The organism is Pseudoalteromonas sp. UBA2102, from assembly GCF_002331165.1.
In the GTDB taxonomy this organism is placed as follows: domain Bacteria; phylum Pseudomonadota; class Gammaproteobacteria; order Enterobacterales; family Alteromonadaceae; genus Pseudoalteromonas; species Pseudoalteromonas atlantica.
Genome location: NZ_DCYU01000049.1, coordinates 1 through 22,710, shown reverse-complemented (window position 1 = coordinate 22,710; position 22,710 = coordinate 1). Strand labels below are relative to the sequence as shown.

General features: G+C 42.2%; 17 protein-coding genes and 1 pseudogene. 6 read left to right on the top strand and 12 right to left on the bottom strand.

Annotated elements, in window-relative coordinates:
- Positions 1 to 103: 103 nt before the first annotated feature.
- Positions 104 to 382 (top strand): annotated as a pseudogene (locus tag B2R65_RS05990) (TFIIB-type zinc ribbon-containing protein); the annotation flags it as partial.
- 109 nt (positions 383 to 491) lie between these two features.
- Here B2R65_RS05990 and der read toward each other — a convergent pair.
- From der to ndk, 9 genes are all read right to left on the bottom strand, one after another.
- On the bottom strand, positions 492 to 1,958 hold the full coding sequence (gene der, locus B2R65_RS05985; RefSeq protein ID WP_004586988.1) for a ribosome biogenesis GTPase Der: 1,467 nt from the start codon (positions 1,956 to 1,958) through the stop codon (positions 492 to 494).
- A gap of 74 nt (positions 1,959 to 2,032) precedes the next feature.
- Positions 2,033 to 3,211 (bottom strand): outer membrane protein assembly factor BamB, encoded by a 1,179-nt coding sequence (gene bamB / locus B2R65_RS05980; RefSeq protein ID WP_286741641.1) that lies wholly within the window; start codon positions 3,209 to 3,211, stop codon positions 2,033 to 2,035.
- 10 nt (positions 3,212 to 3,221) lie between these two features.
- Positions 3,222 to 3,842: a YfgM family protein gene (locus tag B2R65_RS05975; RefSeq protein WP_286741639.1), complete on the bottom strand. Its 621-nt coding sequence runs from the start codon at positions 3,840 to 3,842 to the stop codon at positions 3,222 to 3,224.
- Between the two features lie 19 nt (positions 3,843 to 3,861).
- A complete protein-coding gene (gene hisS, locus B2R65_RS05970) occupies positions 3,862 to 5,142 on the bottom strand; it encodes a histidine--tRNA ligase (protein ID WP_004586991.1) in 1,281 nt (426 codons plus the stop codon).
- A 396-nt stretch (positions 5,143 to 5,538) separates the two neighbouring features.
- Complete coding sequence (ispG, locus tag B2R65_RS05965; protein ID WP_004586992.1) at positions 5,539 to 6,657, bottom strand: flavodoxin-dependent (E)-4-hydroxy-3-methylbut-2-enyl-diphosphate synthase; 1,119 nt, start codon at positions 6,655 to 6,657, stop codon at positions 5,539 to 5,541.
- Between the two features lie 5 nt (positions 6,658 to 6,662).
- Positions 6,663 to 7,559: a RodZ domain-containing protein gene (locus B2R65_RS05960; protein WP_286741636.1), complete on the bottom strand. Its 897-nt coding sequence runs from the start codon at positions 7,557 to 7,559 to the stop codon at positions 6,663 to 6,665.
- A complete protein-coding gene (gene pilW, locus B2R65_RS05955) occupies positions 7,556 to 9,427 on the bottom strand; it encodes a type IV pilus biogenesis/stability protein PilW (RefSeq protein ID WP_286741634.1) in 1,872 nt (623 codons plus the stop codon). Before pilW ends, B2R65_RS05960 begins: the two co-directional genes overlap by 4 nt.
- A 126-nt stretch (positions 9,428 to 9,553) precedes the next feature.
- The gene (gene rlmN / locus B2R65_RS05950; RefSeq protein ID WP_004586995.1) at positions 9,554 to 10,684 is read right to left on the bottom strand and encodes a dual-specificity RNA methyltransferase RlmN; all 1,131 of its coding nucleotides are present in this window, start codon (positions 10,682 to 10,684) and stop codon (positions 9,554 to 9,556) included.
- A 183-nt stretch (positions 10,685 to 10,867) separates the two neighbouring features.
- Complete coding sequence (ndk, locus tag B2R65_RS05945) at positions 10,868 to 11,299, bottom strand: nucleoside-diphosphate kinase (RefSeq protein ID WP_004586996.1); 432 nt, start codon at positions 11,297 to 11,299, stop codon at positions 10,868 to 10,870.
- Positions 11,300 to 11,516: 217 nt separating this feature from the next.
- Here ndk and trhP point away from each other — a divergent pair, with 217 nt between their 5' ends.
- From trhP to B2R65_RS05920, 5 genes are all read left to right on the top strand, one after another.
- Complete coding sequence (gene trhP / locus B2R65_RS05940) at positions 11,517 to 12,908, top strand: prephenate-dependent tRNA uridine(34) hydroxylase TrhP (protein WP_286741631.1); 1,392 nt, start codon at positions 11,517 to 11,519, stop codon at positions 12,906 to 12,908.
- 8 nt (positions 12,909 to 12,916) lie between these two features.
- Complete coding sequence (locus B2R65_RS05935; RefSeq protein WP_286741629.1) at positions 12,917 to 13,171, top strand: YfhL family 4Fe-4S dicluster ferredoxin; 255 nt, start codon at positions 12,917 to 12,919, stop codon at positions 13,169 to 13,171.
- Positions 13,172 to 13,303: 132 nt separating this feature from the next.
- Positions 13,304 to 14,629 carry a methyl-accepting chemotaxis protein gene (locus B2R65_RS05930; protein WP_055255596.1) on the top strand — a complete coding sequence of 442 codons (1,326 nt, stop codon included), beginning with the start codon at positions 13,304 to 13,306 and terminating at the stop codon, positions 14,627 to 14,629.
- A 470-nt stretch (positions 14,630 to 15,099) separates the two neighbouring features.
- Positions 15,100 to 18,027, top strand: a complete 2,928-nt coding sequence (locus tag B2R65_RS05925) for a TonB-dependent receptor (RefSeq protein ID WP_286741626.1) — start codon at positions 15,100 to 15,102, stop codon at positions 18,025 to 18,027.
- A gap of 98 nt (positions 18,028 to 18,125) precedes the next feature.
- Complete coding sequence (locus B2R65_RS05920) at positions 18,126 to 18,761, top strand: methyltransferase family protein (RefSeq protein WP_286741623.1); 636 nt, start codon at positions 18,126 to 18,128, stop codon at positions 18,759 to 18,761.
- Between the two features lies 1 nt (position 18,762).
- Here B2R65_RS05920 and B2R65_RS05915 read toward each other — a convergent pair whose 3' ends face one another.
- The 3 genes from B2R65_RS05915 to B2R65_RS05905 all read right to left on the bottom strand — a co-directional run.
- Positions 18,763 to 20,796 (bottom strand): bifunctional diguanylate cyclase/phosphodiesterase, encoded by a 2,034-nt coding sequence (locus tag B2R65_RS05915; RefSeq protein WP_029774173.1) that lies wholly within the window; start codon positions 20,794 to 20,796, stop codon positions 18,763 to 18,765.
- A gap of 3 nt (positions 20,797 to 20,799) precedes the next feature.
- Positions 20,800 to 21,333, bottom strand: a complete 534-nt coding sequence (locus B2R65_RS05910; RefSeq protein ID WP_095206797.1) for a YfiR family protein — start codon at positions 21,331 to 21,333, stop codon at positions 20,800 to 20,802.
- Between the two features lie 8 nt (positions 21,334 to 21,341).
- Positions 21,342 to 22,710: TonB-dependent receptor plug domain-containing protein (locus tag B2R65_RS05905; RefSeq protein ID WP_286741619.1), on the bottom strand; the 1,369-nt coding region annotated here is incomplete at its 5' end.

Below are 22,710 nucleotides of genomic sequence, written 5' to 3'. Positions count from 1 at the left end.
TCGCCTATTTATGGGGAATAACCACACTACATAGGCTCTGCCTTGCCTAAATACCAAACAGGCTGCTGCAAATTTAACCTTGAAAGATCAACAGACCCTAGATATAGTGATGATGCGCCGGTTTTTTTCACCGCTCAAAGTGGTTGAGATTGACGAGTGCCCAGGTTGCGCTGGCATATGGCTTGATAGTGGGGAGCTTGCAAAAATACACGAAAACCATTTAACACCCAAAGAGCGAAAGCTGTTAGCCCACGAAATGGCCACCAATCATGGGTTTATATCTATTAAGCCGCCAAAATCTAAGTATTACCCCAAAGCGCCTAAAAATAGCCAAGACACCACCGTTGAGCGGTTGGTGCAATTGGCATTACTTAATCTTTAATACCCAGCCTCAAAATAAATCACTTAATTAAGCTAATTGGTATAAAGCATAAAAAACGGCGTACTAAAAAGTACGCCGTTTTTTTGTAATAAATTAACGTTTATGCAGTTTATTTATTACGGTTTTCTTTTGCAAAGGCACGTATTTTACGTTTTTGCGAAAGCGTTACTTTGTTAGTACGCCCTGCAAATGGGTTATCACCTTCTCTAAATTCAATTTTGATTGGGGTGCCCATAATTTTAAGTGCTTTACGGTAGTAGTTCATCAGGTAGCGTTTGTAGCTATCGGGTAAATCGTGAACTTGGTTACCGTGAATTACAATACGTGGCGGGTTATAACCACCGGCATGCGCATATTTAAGCTTAACACGACGACCACGAACAAGTGGCGGCTGATGATCGGCCTGTGCCATGTCCATAATACGGCGTAGCATTGCGGTGCTAATACGTTTAGTTGCTGACTCGTACGCTTCGTCAACCGATTCAAATAAGTGGCCAACACCTGTACCGTGAAGTGCAGATATAAAGTGCAAGCGTGCAAAATCAATAAAACCTAAACGGCGATCAAGCTCTGTTTTAATGCGATCTTTAACGTAATCATCAAGCCCATCCCATTTGTTCACGGCAATAACCAATGAACGACCTGAGTTAAGCGCAAAACCTAATAAGCTTAAGTCTTGATCAGAAATACCATCGCGAGCATCAACAACCAGTAATACAACGTTTGCATCTTCAATGGCTTGAAGCGTTTTAATTACTGAGAACTTTTCAACCACGTCGCTTACTTTTTTACGCTTACGAACACCTGCGGTATCTATTAAAATATATTCTTTGTCGTTTCGAGTCATCGGAATATAAATAGAGTCGCGAGTGGTGCCTGGCATATCGTATACAATTACACGTTCTTCACCGAGTATACGGTTTGTAAGTGTTGACTTACCTACGTTGGGGCGGCCGATAATAGCCAGTTTTACAGGTTTATCTGCAAACGCTTGGTGGTCTGTATCGTCGCCTTCAGCTTCTTGATAAAGGTCGATTAACTCTTCATCGTCATCAGCAACGTCTTCATCTAGTGCCGCAAGCTCTGCAATTACAGGCTGTAAAGTGTGCTCTAAAAGCTGTGTAATACCACGCCCATGTGCTGCTGCAATATGGTGAATATTACCTAATGATAATTGATAAAATTCTGCACAGTTTGAGTCGGCGTCAATACCATCTGTTTTGTTGGCAACCACAAAGCTTTTTTTCTCTTGCTTGCGCAAGTGATTAGCAATGGCTTGGTCAGCAACGGTCATGCCTACGCGGGCATCAACCAAAAACAACACAATATCGGCTTCTTCAATGGCAAGTAACGACTGGTCGGCCATTTCGGTTTCGATGCCTTCTTCAGAGCCATCAATACCACCCGTGTCTACCACGATAAATTCATAGCCATCGTAATTAGCTTGGCCATATTTTCTATCTCGTGTTAAACCTGGAAAATCGGCTACGAGTGCATCACGAGTACGTGTTAAACGGTTAAATAATGTGGATTTGCCCACATTGGGTCGCCCAACTAGAGCGATCACGGGAAGCATAAACTACCTCTTTAAAAAACAACAAAAGGCTTCGCAGTGCGAAGCCTTACAAAAAACCTTTAAGTGTTAGCTAGTTAGTTAGGGGTGTTTACCACACTAACTTCACCATCACGGGTGTATAAAATTAGCTTGTCGTCGGCTACAACCGGCTCAACAAAAAAGCCTGAGCTGTCAAATTCTTCACGAGATACTAACTCGCCAGTGTCTTTGTTTAGCCAATGTAGGTTACCTTCTTGGTCACCTAAAGCTAAGTGGCTACCTGCAACTGCAGGGCCTGTTAGGTACCAACCACGTAGAGCGGGTTGGCTCCAACGTTCAATACCTGAATTTTTATCTAATGCGTAAATTACGCCTTCGCTATCTACTAGGTAAATAGTTTGTGCATCCATCGCTATTTCGCGGTAGCTGCTGTATTCACGTTTCCATACAACATTGCCTGAGCGAATATCTACCGCTGCTAGGTTACCGTTGTATGCAATGGCATAGGCGTAAGGGCCGCTAATAATTGGTTGTGTGTCTACATCAACCAAACGCTCAAATTCTGATGCGCCTTTAGCAACGGCAATTTCTGCACTCCATGCTGAATAACCGCTCTCAGAAATGAGTACACTTAATTTACCTGTTTCTAAGCCTACTAACACACCACCGTTTGCAACTGTTGGCGAGCTTTGGCCACGCAATGTAAGCGGTGGTACTTCTTGTTCGAAGTTCCAGCGTTCTTCGCCTGTATCTGGGTGCAGCGCTAATAGTTTACCCGAACCTAAATTAACAAAAATTAGGCCATCGCCCGCAGCTGGTTTTGATAACGCTTCGCCTGGCACATTTTTACGCCATACTTCTTCACCCGTTTCGCGGTCAAGGGCAATAATAAATCCGTGCTCAGAGCCTACGTAAATTTTACCATAAGCTTGTAATATACCGCCTGATAATTTAGCTGTGCCGTTATCTGACCATGGCCAAAACGATAAATTTTCACGTACGTCGGTTTCCCATAACGTGTCGCCATTGGTAAGCGAAAGCGCTTCAATTTGGCCTTCGCGGCTAGCTACATAAATAGTGTCTTTGTATACAGCAGGCGATAAGCGAGAAAAATAATGTTCTACACCACTGCCAACCGACTCTTGCCACACTACGTCTGTTTCAAATTGATTAACAATTTCAGGAAGTACTAACTCGTCTTCGTCATCACTTGATGAACAACCCATTAGCGTTGCCATGCACAGTGCGAGAGTTGCTGTTGTTATTTTTTTCATACCTAAAACCTTATGCCGCTGGGCTAGTTACTGCTAGGTCGTCTAATTTAATTTGTAATAAAGGGTTTGTTGTTAATCCGCCTGCATCGGCAGCTGCTTGATACGCAGTGCGAGCTTGGTCTTTATTACCTTGTGCAATGTAAATATCGCCTTTTAGCTCAGCTACATTGGCGTTATATGCCTCTGGTAGGGGTGAGTTTAATGTACTTAGGGCTTCGTCAAATTTACTTTGCGCAAGTTGAATACGTGCTAAACGCGTAATAGCAATGGCTTTAAGCTCTTCGCTTTGGGCGTTTGTAACAATCCAGCTAAGCTTTTCGCTAGCAAGGTCTAATTTTTTTGCATCAACAGCGTCTTTTGCCGCAACAAAAGCGGCTAAAGTTGCATAGCTTGTCTCTTGGTTGTTTTTAATGAATGTATCGGCTGCGCCAAGTACATCGTCACTTTGTACAAGTGTTGTATATTCGTCAGACGCTTGCTCAGCAGTTGTAATTTGGTTTTGGTTGTATGCTTTCCAACCGTATAAGCCGCCTAAACCTACAATTACACCTAGCGCAAGTGAAATACCGTTTTCGCGAAAAAAGCGCTTAATGGCTTCTGCTTGTTGTTCTTCTGTTGAATAAATGTCCATTATTACCTCTTAAGTTAGCTTAGCTATTGATAAGCTCAGCTAATAGCGCTTTAGCTTGTTCTAATTCTAGTGTGACTTGCTCTTTACGCTCACGTAAATATTTGATGGTCACAACGCCTTTTTCTAATTCATCTTCGCCAATAATAACAGCCACTAGTGCATCGCTTTTATCAGCTCGTTTTAGTTGTTTTTTAAAGTTACCGCCGCCGGCATGCACCATCACGCGTAAACCGGGTACGTCGCTACGCAGTTGCGCTGCAATGGCAGGGGCTTGTACGCTGGCTTTATCGCCCATTGCCGCTAAATATACATCAGCATTGCGGCGAATGTCACCTACACACTCAAGTGCTTGGAGTAACAGTACTAAGCGCTCTAGACCCATAGCAAAACCCACCGCTGGGGTGGCTTTGCCGCCAAGTTGCTCAACTAAGCCATCGTAGCGTCCGCCAGCACACACTGTACCTTGTGCACCTAGGCTATCTGTTACCCATTCAAATACGGTGCGGTTGTAGTAGTCTAAACCACGTACTAACTTTTCATTAACCGTGTATATGACGCCAGCTGCGTCTAAACGTTCACATAAATTTGCAAAATGTTCTTTTGATTCAGCATCTAAATGCTCAGACAATTTAGGCGCATCCACTAAGATTGCTTGCACGTCTGGGTTTTTGCTATCAAGTACACGCAATGGGTTTGAATACATACGGCGCTTTGAATCTTCATCAAGCACGTCGGTATGCTGTTCAAGGTAGGCAACGAGTGCATCGCGGTAATCAGCACGTGCTTCGTTAGAGCCTAACGAGTTAAGCTCTAAACGTACGTGTTCGTTAATGCCAAATGCTTTCCATAATTGCGCGGTAAGTAAAATAACTTCTGCGTCTATATCGGCTGTGGCAATACCAAATGTTTCTAAACCAAATTGGTGAAACTGACGGTAGCGGCCTTTTTGAGGGCGCTCATGACGAAACATCGGGCCCATGTACCACAGGCGCTGCTCTTGGTTATAAAGCAAGCCATTTTGGTTACCTGCACGTACACACACTGCGGTGCCTTCTGGGCGAAGGGTTAGCATGTCGCCGTTACGATCGGCAAAGGTATACATTTCTTTTTCTACTATATCAGTTACTTCACCAATAGAGCGTTTAAATAAGTCGGTTGATTCTACAATAGGAAAACGAATTTCTTGATAACCGAACGATGCTACTGTCTCGCGTAAAATGTTTTCTACTTTCTGCCAAACTTGCGTGTCGCCCGGCAGACAATCGTTCATACCGCGAACTGCCTGAATTTGTTTTGCCACTGATAAATCCTAATTACTGTTTATGTGTAATAAAAAAATGCTTACACAACAAGAATGCTAAAAATTGACCCGTCATTATATACCCAAATGACCCCATGATGCGAGCGTCGTTTGAATTAAAAGCGATTTAGGCAAGGCATTGATTGAAAGTAATAGTGGTTCTATTGTTAAAATCAATAACGCAGTATAAATCGCTTTTAAACCAACCCGTTGGGCGGTTCACAGACACTTACTCTCATCGTTGTTACTTTTTAAAAGGGATTGCCATTCTTGCAAAGTAACGCCTTGATATTAAGAGCCTGTGAAACGCTGAATTCTGTATCTTGGGGTCGTTTGGGTATCCTCTAGCTATAAAGGTAAACGCCAAACACCGTGGTTTGGCGCTTTATACGGTATTTATTCGACTATTTTAATGTCGATAGGTGTTTGCTGCTCTTTTTGAGCAATAAAGTCGCGCACGTAGCCTTCAAGCTGGTCAACAATGTTGTTGTTATCAATACGCGCTTTTTGACGCTCGCCATTAATGTATAAACCTGAGCGGCGGTTTGCACCGGCAAGGCCAATATCACTAACAAGGGCTTCGCCTGGGCCGTTAACGACACAACCAATTACCGAAACAGACATTGGCTCAACAACATCTTCTAGGCGCTCTTCAAGCTGGTTCATGGTGCTCACTACATCAAACTCTTGACGTGAGCAGCTAGGGCAGGCAATAAAGTTAATACCGCGAGAGCGTATACGCAGCGATTTTAAAATATCAAAACCTACTTTGATTTCTTGAACTGGGTCGGCAGCAAGTGATACACGTAGCGTATCGCCAATACCTTCGGCAAGTAACATGCCTAAACCTACAGCCGATTTAACCGAGCCTGAGCGCATACCGCCGGCTTCGGTGATCCCTAAATGCAGGGGTTGATCTATTTCTTTAGCAAGTAAACGATAAGCGCCTACAGCTAAAAATACGTCTGATGCTTTTACCGATATTTTAAATTGGTCAAAATCAAGGCGGCGTAATATATCTACATGGCGCATTGCTGATTCAAGTAATGCCTCGGGAGTTGGCTCGCCGTATTTTTCTTGTAGGTCGCGCTCTAATGAGCCGCCATTTACACCAATACGAATAGGGATATTATGCTCGCGTGCAGAGTCTACAACGGCTCTAATACGCTCTTCACTGCCTATATTCCCTGGGTTTATACGTAGGCAATCTACGCCATATTTTGCCACTTTTAACGCTATGCGGTAATCAAAGTGAATATCGGCTACAAGCGGTATACTAACTTGCTCTTTTATACTTTTAAACGCTTCTGCTGCATCCATAGTTGGTACAGATACACGCACTATATCGGCGCCGGCATCTTGTATTGCTTGGATTTGCGCTACCGTGGCATCTATATCCATGGTGTCGGTATTGGTCATCGACTGCACGGCAATAGGGGCACCGTCACCAATAGGCACGTTGCCTACATTGATGCGGGTTGATTTTCTGCGTTTAATTGGAGATTCTGAAAACATAGCGACTACTCTGCTAATGGTAATTTAAATTTGGCTAAACGATTTTTAGGATAACCAGAAATATCAACTGGTTCGCCGTTTAGAGAAACACTAACTACGTCGTGCTTACCCAGCACAACTGAAAAAGGCGGGATACCGCTTACAGCCATTTTATAGCCTGCTTTTTTTACGCCAAATGCAATGCGCTCACCTTCGCCATCGTGTATTTCTACCCAGCTCTCATCGTTAAACACCATGTTAATTGTACTGGTGTTACTTTGCGTGTCGGGCTCGTTAGTGGCTGTTTGGGTGCTAGCGGCAATAGGCGCCGTGGCATTAACGGCTTCACTTAAGGGGACTTGTTCAGCACTTAAAGGCATTACAGCCGGTGTGCGCTCAACTGCCCGTGTTGCTTGCACTTGCGAGGTGTTCTCGCTTTCGTTATTTAGCGCGTTGTTATTTTGCTGGTTATCTAAAATTGAATTTTCAATATTGATTGTGCTTGTTTGCTCATCGATAGGCGTAGCATTTTGCCAAAACCATAAGGCAGATGAGCCAATAACAATGGCTAAAATAATGTAGCTCACCAGCATTAGGCGGCTGTCGTGGGCTTCTTTTTCTGTGCGGCGCGAAAAGCTTTGCATGTTAGCCGGCTTTGTAGGCTCGGGCGGTGCTGGCAATTTAGCTAATATAGGGGCGCTATCGACGTGTAGTTCACGGCAATAGTTTTTAATGTAGCCTTTTACAAAGGTAATAGGGCCTAACGTTTGGTACTGATCGCTTTCTAAGCGTTGCAGCTGAGAAATAGAAAGCTTAAGTGGGCCAGTAAGTGACTCTAAGCTTACATTAGCCTGCTCTCGGTGCGCTTTTAATAGTTGCCCAACACTTGGCTCATCGCTTTGTTGCGTAGTTTCTTCTGTCATAATAGGTACGAATTTGGATCCACTAGTAATAGTCTGTGCCCAGGTGTAAGTTCTATATCTGGGCTTAATTTATTCCATCGCATTAATTCATCAATTAATACATGCCGCTGGGTAGCTATGTCGTAAAGGGTATCGCCAGCTTTAATCTCGTAATAAATATTAGGATCGTTTAAATAAATTTTACTTCCGTTGATAACACGATCCGACTCCTTTAGACCATTCCACTGCAGGAGTTTTTGTAGTTTAACATTGTATCGCACTGAAATGCTAAATAGGTTTTCACCAAACTCAATAATATGAAAAGGCACCTTTAAAGGGGGGACTTTTGGATTAAGCATGGGAGGCTCTTGTTTTACACTTGGTTGGTAGTTTTTTAGTGTAATGTCGTTACTGTCGCTGTATGGGTTATTACTAAATACCGCACTGTCTTTTTTAGCCTCATAAAATACTACCGAATTATTTAAGCCCGTATTTTGTGGGCCATTTGCAGCAGGGCGTGTATTTTGTGGGGTGTTAAAGTTAGCTTGTTTGGGCGCACCAAATGAAATTATTTTTACTTCGTCATCATCTTTGGGTGTTTGTTTAGCGACGGCTTTTGGCGGCTCAGCTGTGGGTGTAGACGTTTGTTGCGCTTGGTGATCCGTTGTTAAAGCCAAAAGCACCGCTGCGGTATCTGTATTAGATTCTGCAGGCGCAGATGTTGTAGTTGTAGTTGCTACTTGGGCAGTATTTGTTACGGTTGGAGCGGCTGCCGCAGCTGGCACTACTGCTTTTGTTGTTGTAACTACTTCAGCCTGCGTTGGTTGAGCCGCTGGCGTGAGAGTGGCAACGTCATCATTTTGCTCAGCTACGGTTTTTTGTTTGTTTGCTGCGGCAATGGTTGCCTGTGCTTTTGCCGTCTCATTTAATACTGGGCTTGAAGGCTCAACCCCTGGAGAAATTAAGCTGGTCGAATTATCGGTAGTTGGGCGCTTTTTTCGGATAATTTTAATTTTTGGTTGCTCAACACTGATTTGCTCTTCGCCATACTGCTCTTGAAGCTCTTCGAGCTGCGCTTTACGGTATTTTTCGCGCAGTATTTCAAACTCAGTTTGTTTAGTACGATTATCGCGAATAGCATAGGCTTGCTTACTGGTTGGGTAAGTTTGCATTATGGTGGCGGCAATTTTTTCTGCTTCTTCTATTCTGCCCATGCGCTGCTTAATTAAATAACCAAGCAATAAAGCCCGTGCAGACACTCGGCCGGTGTCGTCATGACGCTTTAATACTTCGCTGGCTTTATGTAAATCGCTTTTAGCATAAAAAAGGGCGGCTAAGCTTATTAGGGTCGATGTACGTTGCGAGCTGTGATTAAGTGCTTGTTTAAAGTAACTCTCTGCATTTTCAAAGTCGTTAAATTCTATGGCACATAAGGCAAGGTTTTCGTAGCTTTCGGCAACGCGAATATAGCTTGGAATATCAATTGCTTTTAAAAACTGATCGGTCGCGCGGTCATACTCTTCAATACTACATAAAAACACACCGTAGTTATTAAGCGTGTTCGGATCGTCAGGCTTAATTGCTAATGCTTTTTGATAGGCTTTATCGGCACGCTCTTTTTCGCCTACTTGTTGGTAATAATAAGCAAGAGAGTAATGTACTTCAGGTAGATTTGGGGCAAATTCTATAGCTCGCTCAAGGTTATACTTTGCTTGCGAGTTGTTGCCAGTTTCTAAGTATTGTAAAGCGAGGGCGATACGAGTGCGTGCTGCGCCTGCATTATTGATTTTGTTTTCGACGACGGGTTTGTCACTGCCGTTATAACTACTTTCACTTACGCACCCTGTAAGGGCAAGTGTTGAAAGTGTTAAAGCAAGTAAAGATCGCATTACCTTGTCTCTGTTTTTCTATCCATAGCGCCTATCTTACCTAAAACCCTTAGTGTTGCATCATTTATTTAAAAATAAACAACTTAACCACCCTGCACAGGGAATATACGCAGGGTGGTTACAGGCTTATGCTTGCTGGATATTTACGCTAATTGCGTTATCGTCGCGCATTTTCTTTTTCGCCATACGTTTAGTACGGTCAACAACATCGCCGGCTAATTGCCCACAGGCGGCGTCAATATCGTCACCACGAGTACGGCGCACAATACACGTAATACCCGCAGCTTGTAAAACCTTAGAAAAACGGTCAATACGGCTGTTGCTAGAGCGCGTGTATTCGTTACCCGGGAACGGGTTAAACGGAATAAGGTTAACTTTAGAAGGTGTACCTTTAAGCGTTTTAACCAGCTCATGTGCTTGGTCGGTGCTGTCGTTAACGCCATTTAGCATAACGTATTCAATGGTCACGTCTTTATTTGCTTTAGAGCCATCGATATAACGACGACACGCGGCTAAAAATTCTTCAATAGGGTACTTTTTATTAATTGGTACAAGTACGTCACGCAGAGCGTTATCGGGAGCGTGAAGTGAAATAGCAAGTGCTACGTCTATTTTTTCTTTTAATAAATCAAGCGCAGGTACAACCCCTGAGGTACTTAATGTTACGCGGCGCTTAGATAAGCCAAAGCCCCAGTCGTCCATCATAAGTTCCATCGCCGGCACTACGTTTTTAATATTAAGCAGGGGCTCGCCCATCCCCATCATTACTACGTTGGTAACTGGGCGTTTTTCGCTGTTGCCATCAAGGCCTATGTCTTTAGCTACACGCCAAACTTGGCCAATAATTTCAGACACTTTAAGGTTACGGTTAAAGCCTTGTTGCGCAGTTGAACAAAACGTACACTCAAGGGCACAACCGACTTGCGAAGATACACACAAGGTGGCGCGGTCTTTTTCTGGGATCCATACAGCTTCAACTTCTTGGCCGCCATCAAGCACTAATGCGTACTTAATTGTGCCGTCGCTTGCTTGCTGGCGAACAGAGATTTCTGGCGCAACAATTTCGCATTCGTTTTTAAGCTTTTCTTTAAGCTTTTTATTAACGTTGCTCATGTCGTCAAAGTTATCAACGCCAAAATGATAAATCCATTTCATCACCTGGTCGCCACGAAATGGCTTTTCACCGAATGATACAAATAGCTCGCGCATTGCATCTCGGTTTAAATCTAATAAGTTAATCTTTTTTTGCTCGGTCATGAAACAACCTCAATCGGTGACGGTGGAGATAAAATTTACAAGGGCGAATTGTACACAATTCACCCACTTTAATCATTAAGTAAAATATCAAAATGCACTTAAGGATACTTTACGTAATGACTAAAAAAGGGCTCGAAAGCCCTTTTCTTACTTTGCATTACAGCGTTAACTGTAAAACTCGAATTAACGAGTACGTGGGCAAAGCTCTTCGTCAGCGAAGAAGTACGCGATTTCGCGAGCAGCAGATTCAACAGCGTCAGAACCGTGAACAGCGTTTTCGTCGATGCTATCAGCGTAGTCTGCACGTAAAGTACCAGCTAGTGCTTCAGCAGGGTTAGTAGCACCCATGATTTCACGGTTTTTAAGAACAGCGTTTTCGCCTTCAAGAACGGTAACCATTACTGGACCAGATGTCATGAAAGATACTAAAGCACCGAAGAAAGGACGCTCGCTGTGCTCTGCGTAGAAACCTTCAGCTTTCTCTTTTGAAAGGTGAACCATTTTAGCTGCAACGATTTTAAGACCCGCAGTTTCGAAACGGTTGTAGATTGCGCCGATGTGGTTTTTTGCTACTGCATCAGGTTTTACGATTGAGAAAGTACGCTCTAAAGCCATCTTTATGCTCCAATAATTTTTAAATAAAAGTGTGAATATTTACGGGCGCGAATTATACGCGTTTTAATTGAAAAAACCTAATTTTATTAAAAACCAGTTTGGTTGCAGTTTTATGATCTTGATCAAAAGCACATTGTTTGGCGCATTTATAATGCCGCGCTTGTAAATTAATTAATCATGCAACCGATGTGTACTCGGTTAGCTGTATGGAGCGCATATGCCAGCTGTTTCTTCTGTAACTTCTTTTATTCCCGAACTGTTATGCCCTGCAGGGAGTTTAAAAAACATGCGCTACGCCTTTGCATATGGAGCTGATGCTGTGTATGCAGGTCAGCCTCGCTACAGTTTGCGGGTACGTAATAATGAGTTTGATTTAGAGACATTACAAATAGGGATTAATGAAGCCCATGCGCAAAATAAAAAGTTTTATGTGGTCTCTAATATTGCTCCGCATAACGCAAAGGTTAAATCGTATTTACGTTATATAGAACCTGTGATTGCTATGGGACCCGATGCGCTGATTATGTCAGATCCTGGGCTCATTATGCTGGTACGCGAAAAGTGGCCAGCCATGCCTATTCACCTATCGGTGCAAGCAAATGCAGTTAATTATGCAAGTGTTCAGTTTTGGGCAAAACAAGGTATTGAGCGGGTTATTTTATCGCGCGAGCTATCACTTGAAGAAATAACCGAAATACGCACACTCTGCCCTGACACCGAGCTAGAAGTATTTGTGCATGGTGCATTGTGTATGGCGTATTCGGGGCGTTGTTTACTTTCGGGTTATATAAATAAGCGCGACCCAAACCAAGGTACCTGCACGAATGCCTGCCGCTGGAATTACGATGTAAAACCAGGCGTTGAAAACGAAACGGGTGAGATGGTGCATAAAATTGATCCGAACCAAGTTATTCCTACTCTTAGTGAAGGTACGTCAAGTAGCGAAGTATTTATGTTAGAGGAACAAGGTCGCCCTGGTGAGTATATGCCTGCATTTGAGGATGAACATGGTACGTATATTATGAATTCAAAAGATTTACGCGCCGTACAATACGTAGAGCAGTTAACAAAAATGGGTGTACATAGTTTAAAAATAGAAGGGCGGACAAAATCGTTTTATTACGTAGCGCGCACCGCGCAAGTATACCGTAAAGCCATAGATGATGCGGCATCGGGTAAACCATTCGATACTCACTTATTTAAAACACTTGAGAACTTAGCGCATAGAGGCTACACCGAAGGCTTTTTAAAGCGCCATGCCCACCAAGATTATCAAAACTATGAATACGGTCACTCTGTATCAACTAAGCAGCAATTTGTTGGGGAAGTAATAGGGCGCCATGCTGATGGTTTAGTTGAAATAGACGTAAAAAATAAATTTTGCACAGGCCACTCACTTGAACTGATGACACCACAAGGGAACATTATTTTTGAACTTGAATACATGCAAAACAAAAAGGGCGAAAGTATTAGTGATGCAAAAGGCTCTGGGTATCACGTTAAAATTCGATTAGATACACGCATTAATTTAGAGCACGCAATATTAATGCGCAATTTAGATGAGCACCAAGATACCCGCAACCCCTATAAAAAAGTAGCAAGTGAGTAAGCGCTAGCATGGCTCTGCTTATAAATAACAAGTGCATTAACTGCGATGTATGTGTAGATGAGTGCCCCAACAGCGCGATTTTTATGGGAGAAGAAATCTACCAAATAGACCCAGATAAGTGCACTGAATGTGTGGGGCATTACGATAAACCAACGTGTGTCATAGTGTGCCCCATTAATTGCATTAAAAGCGATCCTTTAAATAGGGAGTCACTTGAGCAGCTCGCACAAAAGTATGTAAACCTAGTTGAAAGTGAAGGCTGAACACATAAAAAGGAACATATGCTTACAAATTTAGCAAAAAATTAGCTTAAACTACTTATTAATTATCGCGTTATCATTAATACCTCCTATACTGGAAGTAACTTGATTTAGTGTTTTTTGGTAGGGAAATTAATGTTTTTTTCAAAAGGTAAGCAAAACGAAATAGCCGCTTTAAAAGCTCAGTTGTACCCTTTAGAGCAAGTGTGGGATGGGCTTTACAAAGAAATGCTGGTACTTAATGTACTTTATGATGGGCGAATTTCGCATGCTAACGATAACTTTTTAAACGCATTAGGTTATAACGAAGATAATTTAACAAATAATCAGCTAGGCGATTTTATTGCTGAACAGTCGCGGTTATCACCTGAATACGAAGAGCTTGAAAAAGCATTCCAAAAAGAAGGCCACTGGAGTGGGGCTATTGAATTTGTTCGCCAAGATGGCAATGCAGAGTGGCTAAGATTAATTGTGCACCCTGTGGTGGGTGAGCAAAATCAGTTATTGTATTTTTCGGTGTTTGGCACCGTACTTACTAAAACCATTACAACCTCTCGTGAACAAAGCGACACAATAAAAGCGATTTATCGCTCTATGGCTGTGATTGAGTTTGATTTACAGGGGCATGTATTAACGGCAAACGATCAGTTTTTGTCAGCCATGGGGTACAATGAATCAGAAATAATTGGCCAGCATCACCGGGTATTCTGTCAAACCGAAGAAGCTAATTCGGCTGAATACCAACAGTTTTGGAGCAAGCTTAGGCAAGGCCAATTTATTGCCGACAGGTTTAAACGCATAGATAAATATGGCAATGTAATTTGGTTAGAAGCCACCTACAACCCTATTTCGAATGATGCGGATCAGCTTTATAAGGTAATGAAATTTGCCACCGTAATTACTGAGCAAGTAAACCGTGAAATTGCTATTTCGCAAGCAGCCGAAATAGCCTATGGCACCTCTACAGAAACAGATAAAACCGCAGAGCGTGGTAGCTGCGTATTACAAGAAACCGTATCTGTTATGAACGAGCTGGCTGTAAATATGGAGCAAGCAGCTAACGAAATTTCGGCGCTGGATCAACAATCACAACAAATAGCCAGCATAGTGCAAAGCATAAGTAGTATTGCCGAGCAAACCAACTTACTTGCACTCAATGCTGCAATAGAGGCTGCGCGTGCAGGAGAGCAAGGGCGCGGGTTTGCCGTGGTTGCTGATGAAGTAAGGCATTTAGCGTCAAGAACATCAAAAGCAACAGAAGAAATTGTGGAAGTGGTACAGCGTAATCAGTCACAAACCCAAAGTACGGTAGCGGTTATTGAGCAAGGCAAAGAAAAAGCAGAGCAAGGTTTAGCGCTTTCTAAAGAGTCGGGCGAGGTTATGGCAGAAATTCAAGATGGAGCCCAAAAAGTGGTTAATGCAGTAGGCCAATTTACCAGCCAATTAAACTCTAATAACTGATTGAGTAAATACGTTAAAACAACAAGCATAAAATAAAACCGCGAAAGCGGTTTTCTGCTTTAACAAGAATGCGTACCGGCACATATTAAGTAATTTGAACTGTGGGTAATAAACCTATCTCTGGCTAGAGAAAATAAATTTTACTATCACTGTAATTTAATTTGTTAGTAAGTCTCTTAACCGGAGTTTAGGTGAAGTAAAGCGGTGGGTAATAATTTTATAACAAGGGGTTATTTTCACCTTAGCTAGCATTAAATAGCTTAAAAACGGGCGCATAAACCCTAATAAGTTTAAATAGTGAGTTGCGAGTCATTTTTTAACCACAGTTGAGACTAAGTTAAGTCAAGCGTTAACAATACATTAAGTTTCGCCATGTAAACTTTGCAGCAATTTGCCATTACGTACTGCAATACGCTAATGGATCACTGATTTGCTTAGCCTAAGCAATGTAAATGGAATAGCTGTAAAAAATGATTAATTGCCTACGTCATTATCCTTTATCTAAAGTATATAAATCTTTATTTTGCGCATCACTTATTACCTCAAGCCCATTTAGCTTAGCTGATGATGCTGCCTCACAAAACGCTAAAACACTGCTTAAAAAAAATATGGAAGTAATTGAGGTACGGGGTATACGCTCAAGCATGGCTGAGAACTTAGATGTTAAGCGTATGTCTGGCTCTGTGGTGGATGCAATTACTGCCGAAGATATTGGCAAATTTCCTGATAAAAATGTAGCGGATTCGTTGCAGCGTGTCCCCGGCGTTGTTATTGAACGCGATGGCGGAGAAGGGGCATCGGTGAGTATTCGTGGTTTATCATCTGAGCTCACATTTACTCAGCTTAATGGCAATTTTATAGCCTCATCACCTGGGGAGCCTTCACGCTCGTTCGATTACACTTTACTGCCATCTGCCATGATAGAGAGCGTAGAAGTGTATAAATCGCCAGAAGCGCGTTTAGATGAAGGCGGCGTGGGCGGCACAGTATTAATGCATAGCCGCAAGCCTTTAAGCATGGAGGCAAACTCAGGTGTATTTAACGTTGAATCTACTTACGCCGATGTGACAAAAGAGTATGAGCCGCAATTTAGTGGCTTATATTCGTGGAAAAATGACGACGACACCTTTGGCGTATTGGTGGGTTATACCTATCAAGAGCGTACTAATCGCACTTTAACAGGCAGCACCGATGCAAATGTATGGCGTTACACGGGTGGCGGTCAACCTACTGATATTAATGGTAATGCCGTTGATAACAATAACGGGTGGGATACGATAAGTGATGCCAGCGGTAATCGTTATGATGGCGTGTGGTTTCCGCAAGTTGTACGTGGCTCAGTGCTTAATGAAAAACGTGAGCGTGAAGGTATTCAATTTAGTACACAATGGCGCCCAACTAATCGCTTAGAGCTAGGGTTTAACTACTTTGGTTTTACACTCGGACAAGACAGAACCGAATCAGTCATTGATATTCCTGAGTGGTCACTTAATCCTGATTTTTTAACCGCAGTAAACCTAGACGAAACAGGCACCATTGCAACGGGTATGCAATATAATGCCAGTGCTAGCGGTGTTGAAAACGATATGCAATTTCCGTGGATGCGTGGCAGTTATGTACGAGAAGAGTCTACCTCCGATACTATCGATTTTAATTTAACCTACGAAGGCGATAGCTTTAAAGCCCGCTTTGTTATTGGTAACACTCAATCTGAGGGCGGCCCTGAAGAAAGCTGGGAAGCCGCTTATAAAAGCTCAAACGCCGGTGAAAACGAAACCATTATTCAAAACGCATCGCAAAGCGCAGCGTGGTCTTTAAATGAAAATAATGTATCGCTGAGTATTGACCCCAACACATTAGCTAACTTGCAAAGTGGCTTAGGCGGTGGGCGTGATGCGGGTTCGTCAAATTCAAGCTTTGTGCGCAGCGAACTCGAAGAGGATTATTATCAAGCCGACATCGACTTTTATGTTGATTGGGGATTTTTAAAAACGATTAGAACCGGGGCTAAATATCGCCATGCCAACTTACACCGCGAGACCGGTAATACGTTTTTTTTAGATCCTAACTTTGATATTGCTGCAGGTGAAGCGAGTGAGCAAGGTATCACGCAATTTGATAGCTACCAATGGAATGGCGGTATGCCACTTGCCGAGGATGTGTTTATTAATCAAACCAATATAGTTGGCGGGTTTAATATAAACCAAATGCCCAGCATAGATTGGGATAAATACCGAGATTTAGTAACCGACAACTACACGCCTTATACCCGCATAGAAGATAACTTTGTGTACGATATTGAAGAAAAAATATCAGCGTTTTACATTCAAGGCGATTTTGAATTTAGTGAAGTAAGAGGTAATTTAGGTGTGCGCGTAGTACAAACTAAAACCTTAACCTCTTCTACCGATTTATATACTTATCAACTTGATCACACCAATGATGAAACAGGCGAGCCGGTAACTGGCGATGCGCGTTTTGTAGAAGACTATCAGTTGGTTACACAAAAAAACACCGACACACAAATTCTGCCAAGCTTTAACATAGCGTGGGATGCCACCGACGATTTAGTGATTAGGGGCGCTATCGCTAAAGTGATGGCGCGACCAGATTACAGCGATTTAGGCTCGCAGCAGCGTATCACGTTTGTATCAAATGAATGGGCAGAAGACAGAGCCGCATTCAAAGAGCTTGCAGGCTTTAGTGGCAGTGGCGGTAATAAAAATTTAAAACCTTTTGAATCAGTGCAGGCCGACTTATCTATTGAATATTATTACGCCGAGGGCTCTGCATTGGGGTTAGCGCTGTTTCATAAAAAGGTTGATAACTTTGTTGTGCCGCTGGTAATAGATATGCAGCAAGATTTTGAAGGCAAAGAAAATATAGTAGAGAGCGGTTTCATTACCGTTGCGCCATACAGCACAGTGGGTAACGGCACCGATGCGGTATCAAAAGGGGCTGAAGTATTTATTCAACATGCATTTGCAGGTGGTTTTGGTTTTTATGCTAATTACACCTATAACAAAACCAATAAAGCCGATGTAAGTGTAAATGGTGAAGAATTTGGCCAATCGCCATTAATTGGAAGCGCTAAATACCAGTACAACACCTCTGCTTATTACGAAGGCGAGTACTTTACTCTTCGCGCGTCGTACAATAAACGCGGCGAAACAGTACTTGGCTTAAACAGCGGTTTAAATGTATACCAAGATCCTTACGAGCAAGTTGATGTAAATGCCGCCATTAATATATCTGATGGCTTAAGTTTAACAGCCTCTGTTATTAATTTAACTAAATCGGAAACTGTTACGCGTTTAGGTAATGATAGCGATGCGCGTTTATTAAGTTCAAGTTACTCAGGTAGGCGCTACTACGCGGGTATAAATTATAGTTTTTAAATAAAAGCCCACTATACGTTTTTAGCACACTAACCTTGTTAATGAATAGCATGACCATTATGATGAAATTATTATAAAAGGATGAAGAAAATAAATTAATGAGTTACCAACCGTTGATAGATGATTCTGCTTCGCTAATCGAATTTACGCGTGTGTATTTAGCGCTTTTTTATACGTTTGTGGCGGGGTTTTACACCGTTAGAATTATTTATAAAAATCGTTCAACGCCCTCGGGTGTTATTTTTCCTGGCGCTAAGTTTTGTACTAGCTGGTGGAATCATATGGCGTTTAAGTTTTTTAGAGCTGCTATATGGTTTGTGTGTGTGCTGCGTGTGTTTGTGCCTGCCACTGATAACTACTTAGGTATGTTTTATACCTTAAATGGGTGGCCGGGTGTTATGTTTGGCAATATTATGCTCACGGCGGGCTTTGTGCTCAGTATGGTTGTTCATTTTCATATGGCGTCACTTTGGCGCTCGGGTATAGACCCAAATGGGCCTCAAACACTTAAAACTACCGGGTTATATAGTTTTTCGCGCAACCCTATGTATGTTGGTGTGGCAACTGCTCAGTTGGGGTTCTTTTTAGCATTACCAAGCTTATTTAGCTTAATTTGCCTTGCTGTGGGCTTATATGCGCTTTATAAACAAATAGCCGTTGAAGAAGCGCATTTAGTAACGCGTTTTAATGATGACTACCTAAAATATAAGCAAACTGTACCGCGCTGGTTGTAGGTTATTCAACGGTTGCTTTTATTTGCAAATGGCTATTTATAAAATCTTGCTTTGAAAGCGGTTTAGAATATAAGTAGCCTTGAATGTAATCACAGCCCAACGCGATTAATTGTGCTTGTTGGGTTGGTGTTTCTACCCCTTCGGCGACCACTTCTACCCCTAAGTTATGCGCCATGGTAATTATGGCTTTAATTAGCGCTATACTGCTGCTATTGGCTTCAATATTTTGTATAAACGATTGATCTATTTTAAGTATATCAATGTCTAACTGCTGCAAGTACGCAAGCGATGAGTACCCAACACCAAAATCATCAATGGCAATGTCTATATCAAGCGCATTAAGGCGTTTTAAATGGTGCTGAATCGCGTTATCTGGGTCCATTAAGCTGTTTTCAGTTATCTCAATTAATATAGTATGAGGTGGCAAATTATAAAGTTTGCACGCCTCTACCCATTGGGTAACCCAAATACCGTCGCGATCAATTTCTAAAGGCGAGGTATTTACACTAATTTGCACCGGTGTATAGCTTAGCTTATTAAACTGTACCGCATCGCGAACAGCTTGCGATTTAACCCATTCGCCTAGCTCTTTTATCAAGCCATTTTGCTCTGCTATATCGATAAATTCAACAGGGCCAATAATGCCTCGCTCTGGGTGGTTCCAACGGATCAGCGCTTCTGCTTTTTTTAGCGTACGTGAATGGGGGTCCCATATTGGCTGATAGTAAAGTTCAAATTGGTTGTTATTTAAGCCAATGCGTATTTCTTCTATAAGGCGGCGCTTTTCAATCGCCAGTTCTTCCATTTCGTATGAGAAAAACTCAAACCTGTTTCGCCCCTTACTTTTTGACAAATACATCGCTTGGTCGGCTCGTTTAACTAAGGCTTCGACCGATATGCCGTCATGCGGAAAAAACGCCACGCCTATACTCGCGGTTACCTGCACATGTTCGTTTTTTATGGTTATTGTTCGGGTCAGGCTTTTCATTACATCGTGTGCAATGTGCGAAACCGCTGTTGTATCGCTTATTCCTTTTAGTATTAGGGTAAACTCATCACCGCCTAAGCGCGCCACTATGTCTTGCTGTTTTAAGCAGCGGCGAAGTCGCTTAGCCACTTCGTGAAGTAATAAATCACCAAAGTCGTGGCCTAAGCTATCATTTACTTCTTTAAAGCCGTCTAAATCAATAAATACCAAAGAAAATGGTTGTTCAGGTGTGCTTACAAGCTGTTGCAGGTGCTCATAAAAATAACGGCGGTTAGGTAGGTCGGTTAAGCCATCTTGATAGGCATATTGATGCAGCTGAACATTGGCATTTTCGAGCTCTTTTGTTCTTCGTTTTACTTGGTTTTCTAGCAGGTTATCGCGCTGTTCTATAGTTTGCAGCATGGTATTAAAACAGCTTGTTAGCTTACCCACTTCGTCCTTTGAAAGCTCTTTTGCACGTAAGCTATAGTCGTTAGATGAGGTAATTTGCTCTGCTGTTTGTGCTAAATATAAAATGGGGTTTAAAAAACGTTTTCTGAGCATTAGCGATACAAGCAAACTTAAAATAAAGCTAAAAATCATTAATACAATAATAAACCGGCCATAAAAAGCGGCTCTGTCGTTTAGGTCACTGTCGTCTGCGCGCACAATCAGCGTACCGTAGCGTTGAGCGTCAATTGTTAATGGTGTTTTTACTTCGATTGTATGCGGGGCTGAGCTTTCTTGGCTGTATTTAGGCGACGTTACGCTTGCAAGTTGTTGGCTAAAATTGTTTATCACTTCTACCGATACAATATCGGAGCGCATTAATAGCGGCTCAATCAGCTCTTTTATTGCGGCGGTGTCGTAAAATATTAAAGCAGTACTAATATTGGGGGCTAATATTTGCGAGAGTGATTTTAGGCTTTGTGTTTGTTCTTGTTTTGCGGTTTTTAGCTCATACGCGCTAAAAACAGCAGTAACGGTAGCGGTAGAAATAAGCGCAACGCTCATTAAAATAAACAGCAGTTTTTTACTCATTGAGTTGAGTGAGAAGTAGTTTTTCATTATTTACCCCTCAACAACACGTGCTAGGCGCAGCACTTTTGAGCTCATAGTAATGCCTGCTTTTTTAAGCTTGCTTGGGGCAACTTCAAAGCGCACCTTACTACTTGAAAGAAAAAATCGAATATGTCCTTGTGCGGCTATAAAGCCATCGGTTTCGCCAACTATCATTGTATTTTTTAAATTAAGCGCGGGGTGGGCATCTAACCACATGTTATAGGTATTATCGGTAATAAATACTATATCACAGCCCTCAAGTGCAGTTGCCTCAAGGGGAGTTAGTTTATTTCGTAAGTGGCGTTTATGTACTTTTCTGTTTTCTAGGGCGGCATTTGCTATTGCTATAAATTGGCTGTCGGGGCTACAAATTAAAAAATCGGAGCCGTTTTCGGGTGCAGATTGCCATTGCCCTAAGCGGGCAAAGTTATATAAAAAGCCTGCTTTAAGCACATATTCTTTTTGCACCGCAAACGCGCTTGAGCTTGTACAAAGCGCAAGGCAAAAAAATAGGTAAAGCAATCGATTTAAAGGCTTAAGCATTGGCTCTCTTAAAATGTTGCACTAACAGAAAACGTGACACACTCGTCTATGTAATTAGGAACCGTAAATGTTTCGCGAGTATTGGCGTATTCTATGTGTGAGCCTGCAAATAAATTTTTGCCTGATACTGCTGTGGCCCAGTTATTGTTTATTTTCCAGTTCCATGTAAGGTCTACAGCGGTGTAGTTATCTGTATTGTAAGTGCTTGAATTTTCTGCTCTTAGCGTGGAAAAAATAGAATGCTGCTCACTTAATTGGTAATTCAGTTTAGTAAATAATTGTCTGTTTACTGAGTCGTAGCCAATAGTAGGGCGCGTTGCATTAGGTAAGTCGTAATCTATTTTTGTATAGCTGTAGCCAACTTCGCTGCTTAAGTTGTCCATTAGTTGCATCGAGAACAATAAATCACCGCCGGTTGTGGTGGTTTCACCTACCGAAACAAAGTCGTAATCTAAGCTTGTTGTTTGAAGCGCCGCAAATGCTTGTGACACTTCCCCGGCTAAATAAAAGTTTAATGCAGGTATAAATTGTTCTACATGAGGGTTTAAGCTAATTACGGCCACATCATCCGCTTGCGTATTAAATGCAGAAACATCTAAAGACCACTCCGCCTTTGATATACGGTAGCCTAGCTCGTACGAGATATAATTTTCGGCTTTTACGTTATCGTTACCATTTAAAAATGTAGCTATATGGTATTGATCTATTTCAGCAATACCCGACTGCATGCCAATTACGTCTGAGATTTTTTGGCCATTTACTCTAAAGTTATCGTTAAATTCAATTAATGTAGGAATACGCACACTACGTGAAATTGAGCCCCATGCTAGGTGTTCGCTATTTGGCTGATAGGTAAAGCGGGCAAGGGGTTGGTTTTCCCAACCGGTTAAATCGTTATGCTCTATTTTTGTGCCTACAATGAGGTTTAACGTATCTGGAATAACACTGTATTGCGCTTGCAGCATGGCACCGTATTGATGAAGGTCTTCTAGGTCTTTATCGCTATTAATAAAAATGCTGTCTTGAAAAGAAATATCATTAAATCGATAATTAAGCCCCCAATCTACCTGGAGTGCTCCGGTAATAAAGTTCATTTGATAATCAACGTCAATCGATTCAAAATCTTCATTTATATAGGGTTGTTCACCATGTTGTTTAAGCCACGACATTTGCAGCATTTGGTTTGCATTATCTGAAAGGCGATGCTCAATACGGGTCATTAATCGCGTATCACGCCTATCTGCAATAGTTGGAAACTGCTGACTGCGGTTAGACGCATCTACTACCCCAGTAAGGTTTTGGCCGTGCTCTGTGTGGGTATGATCCCCTTGCAGGAGGATTGACCACTCATCACTTGGCGTAAAATCAGCTCTAAAG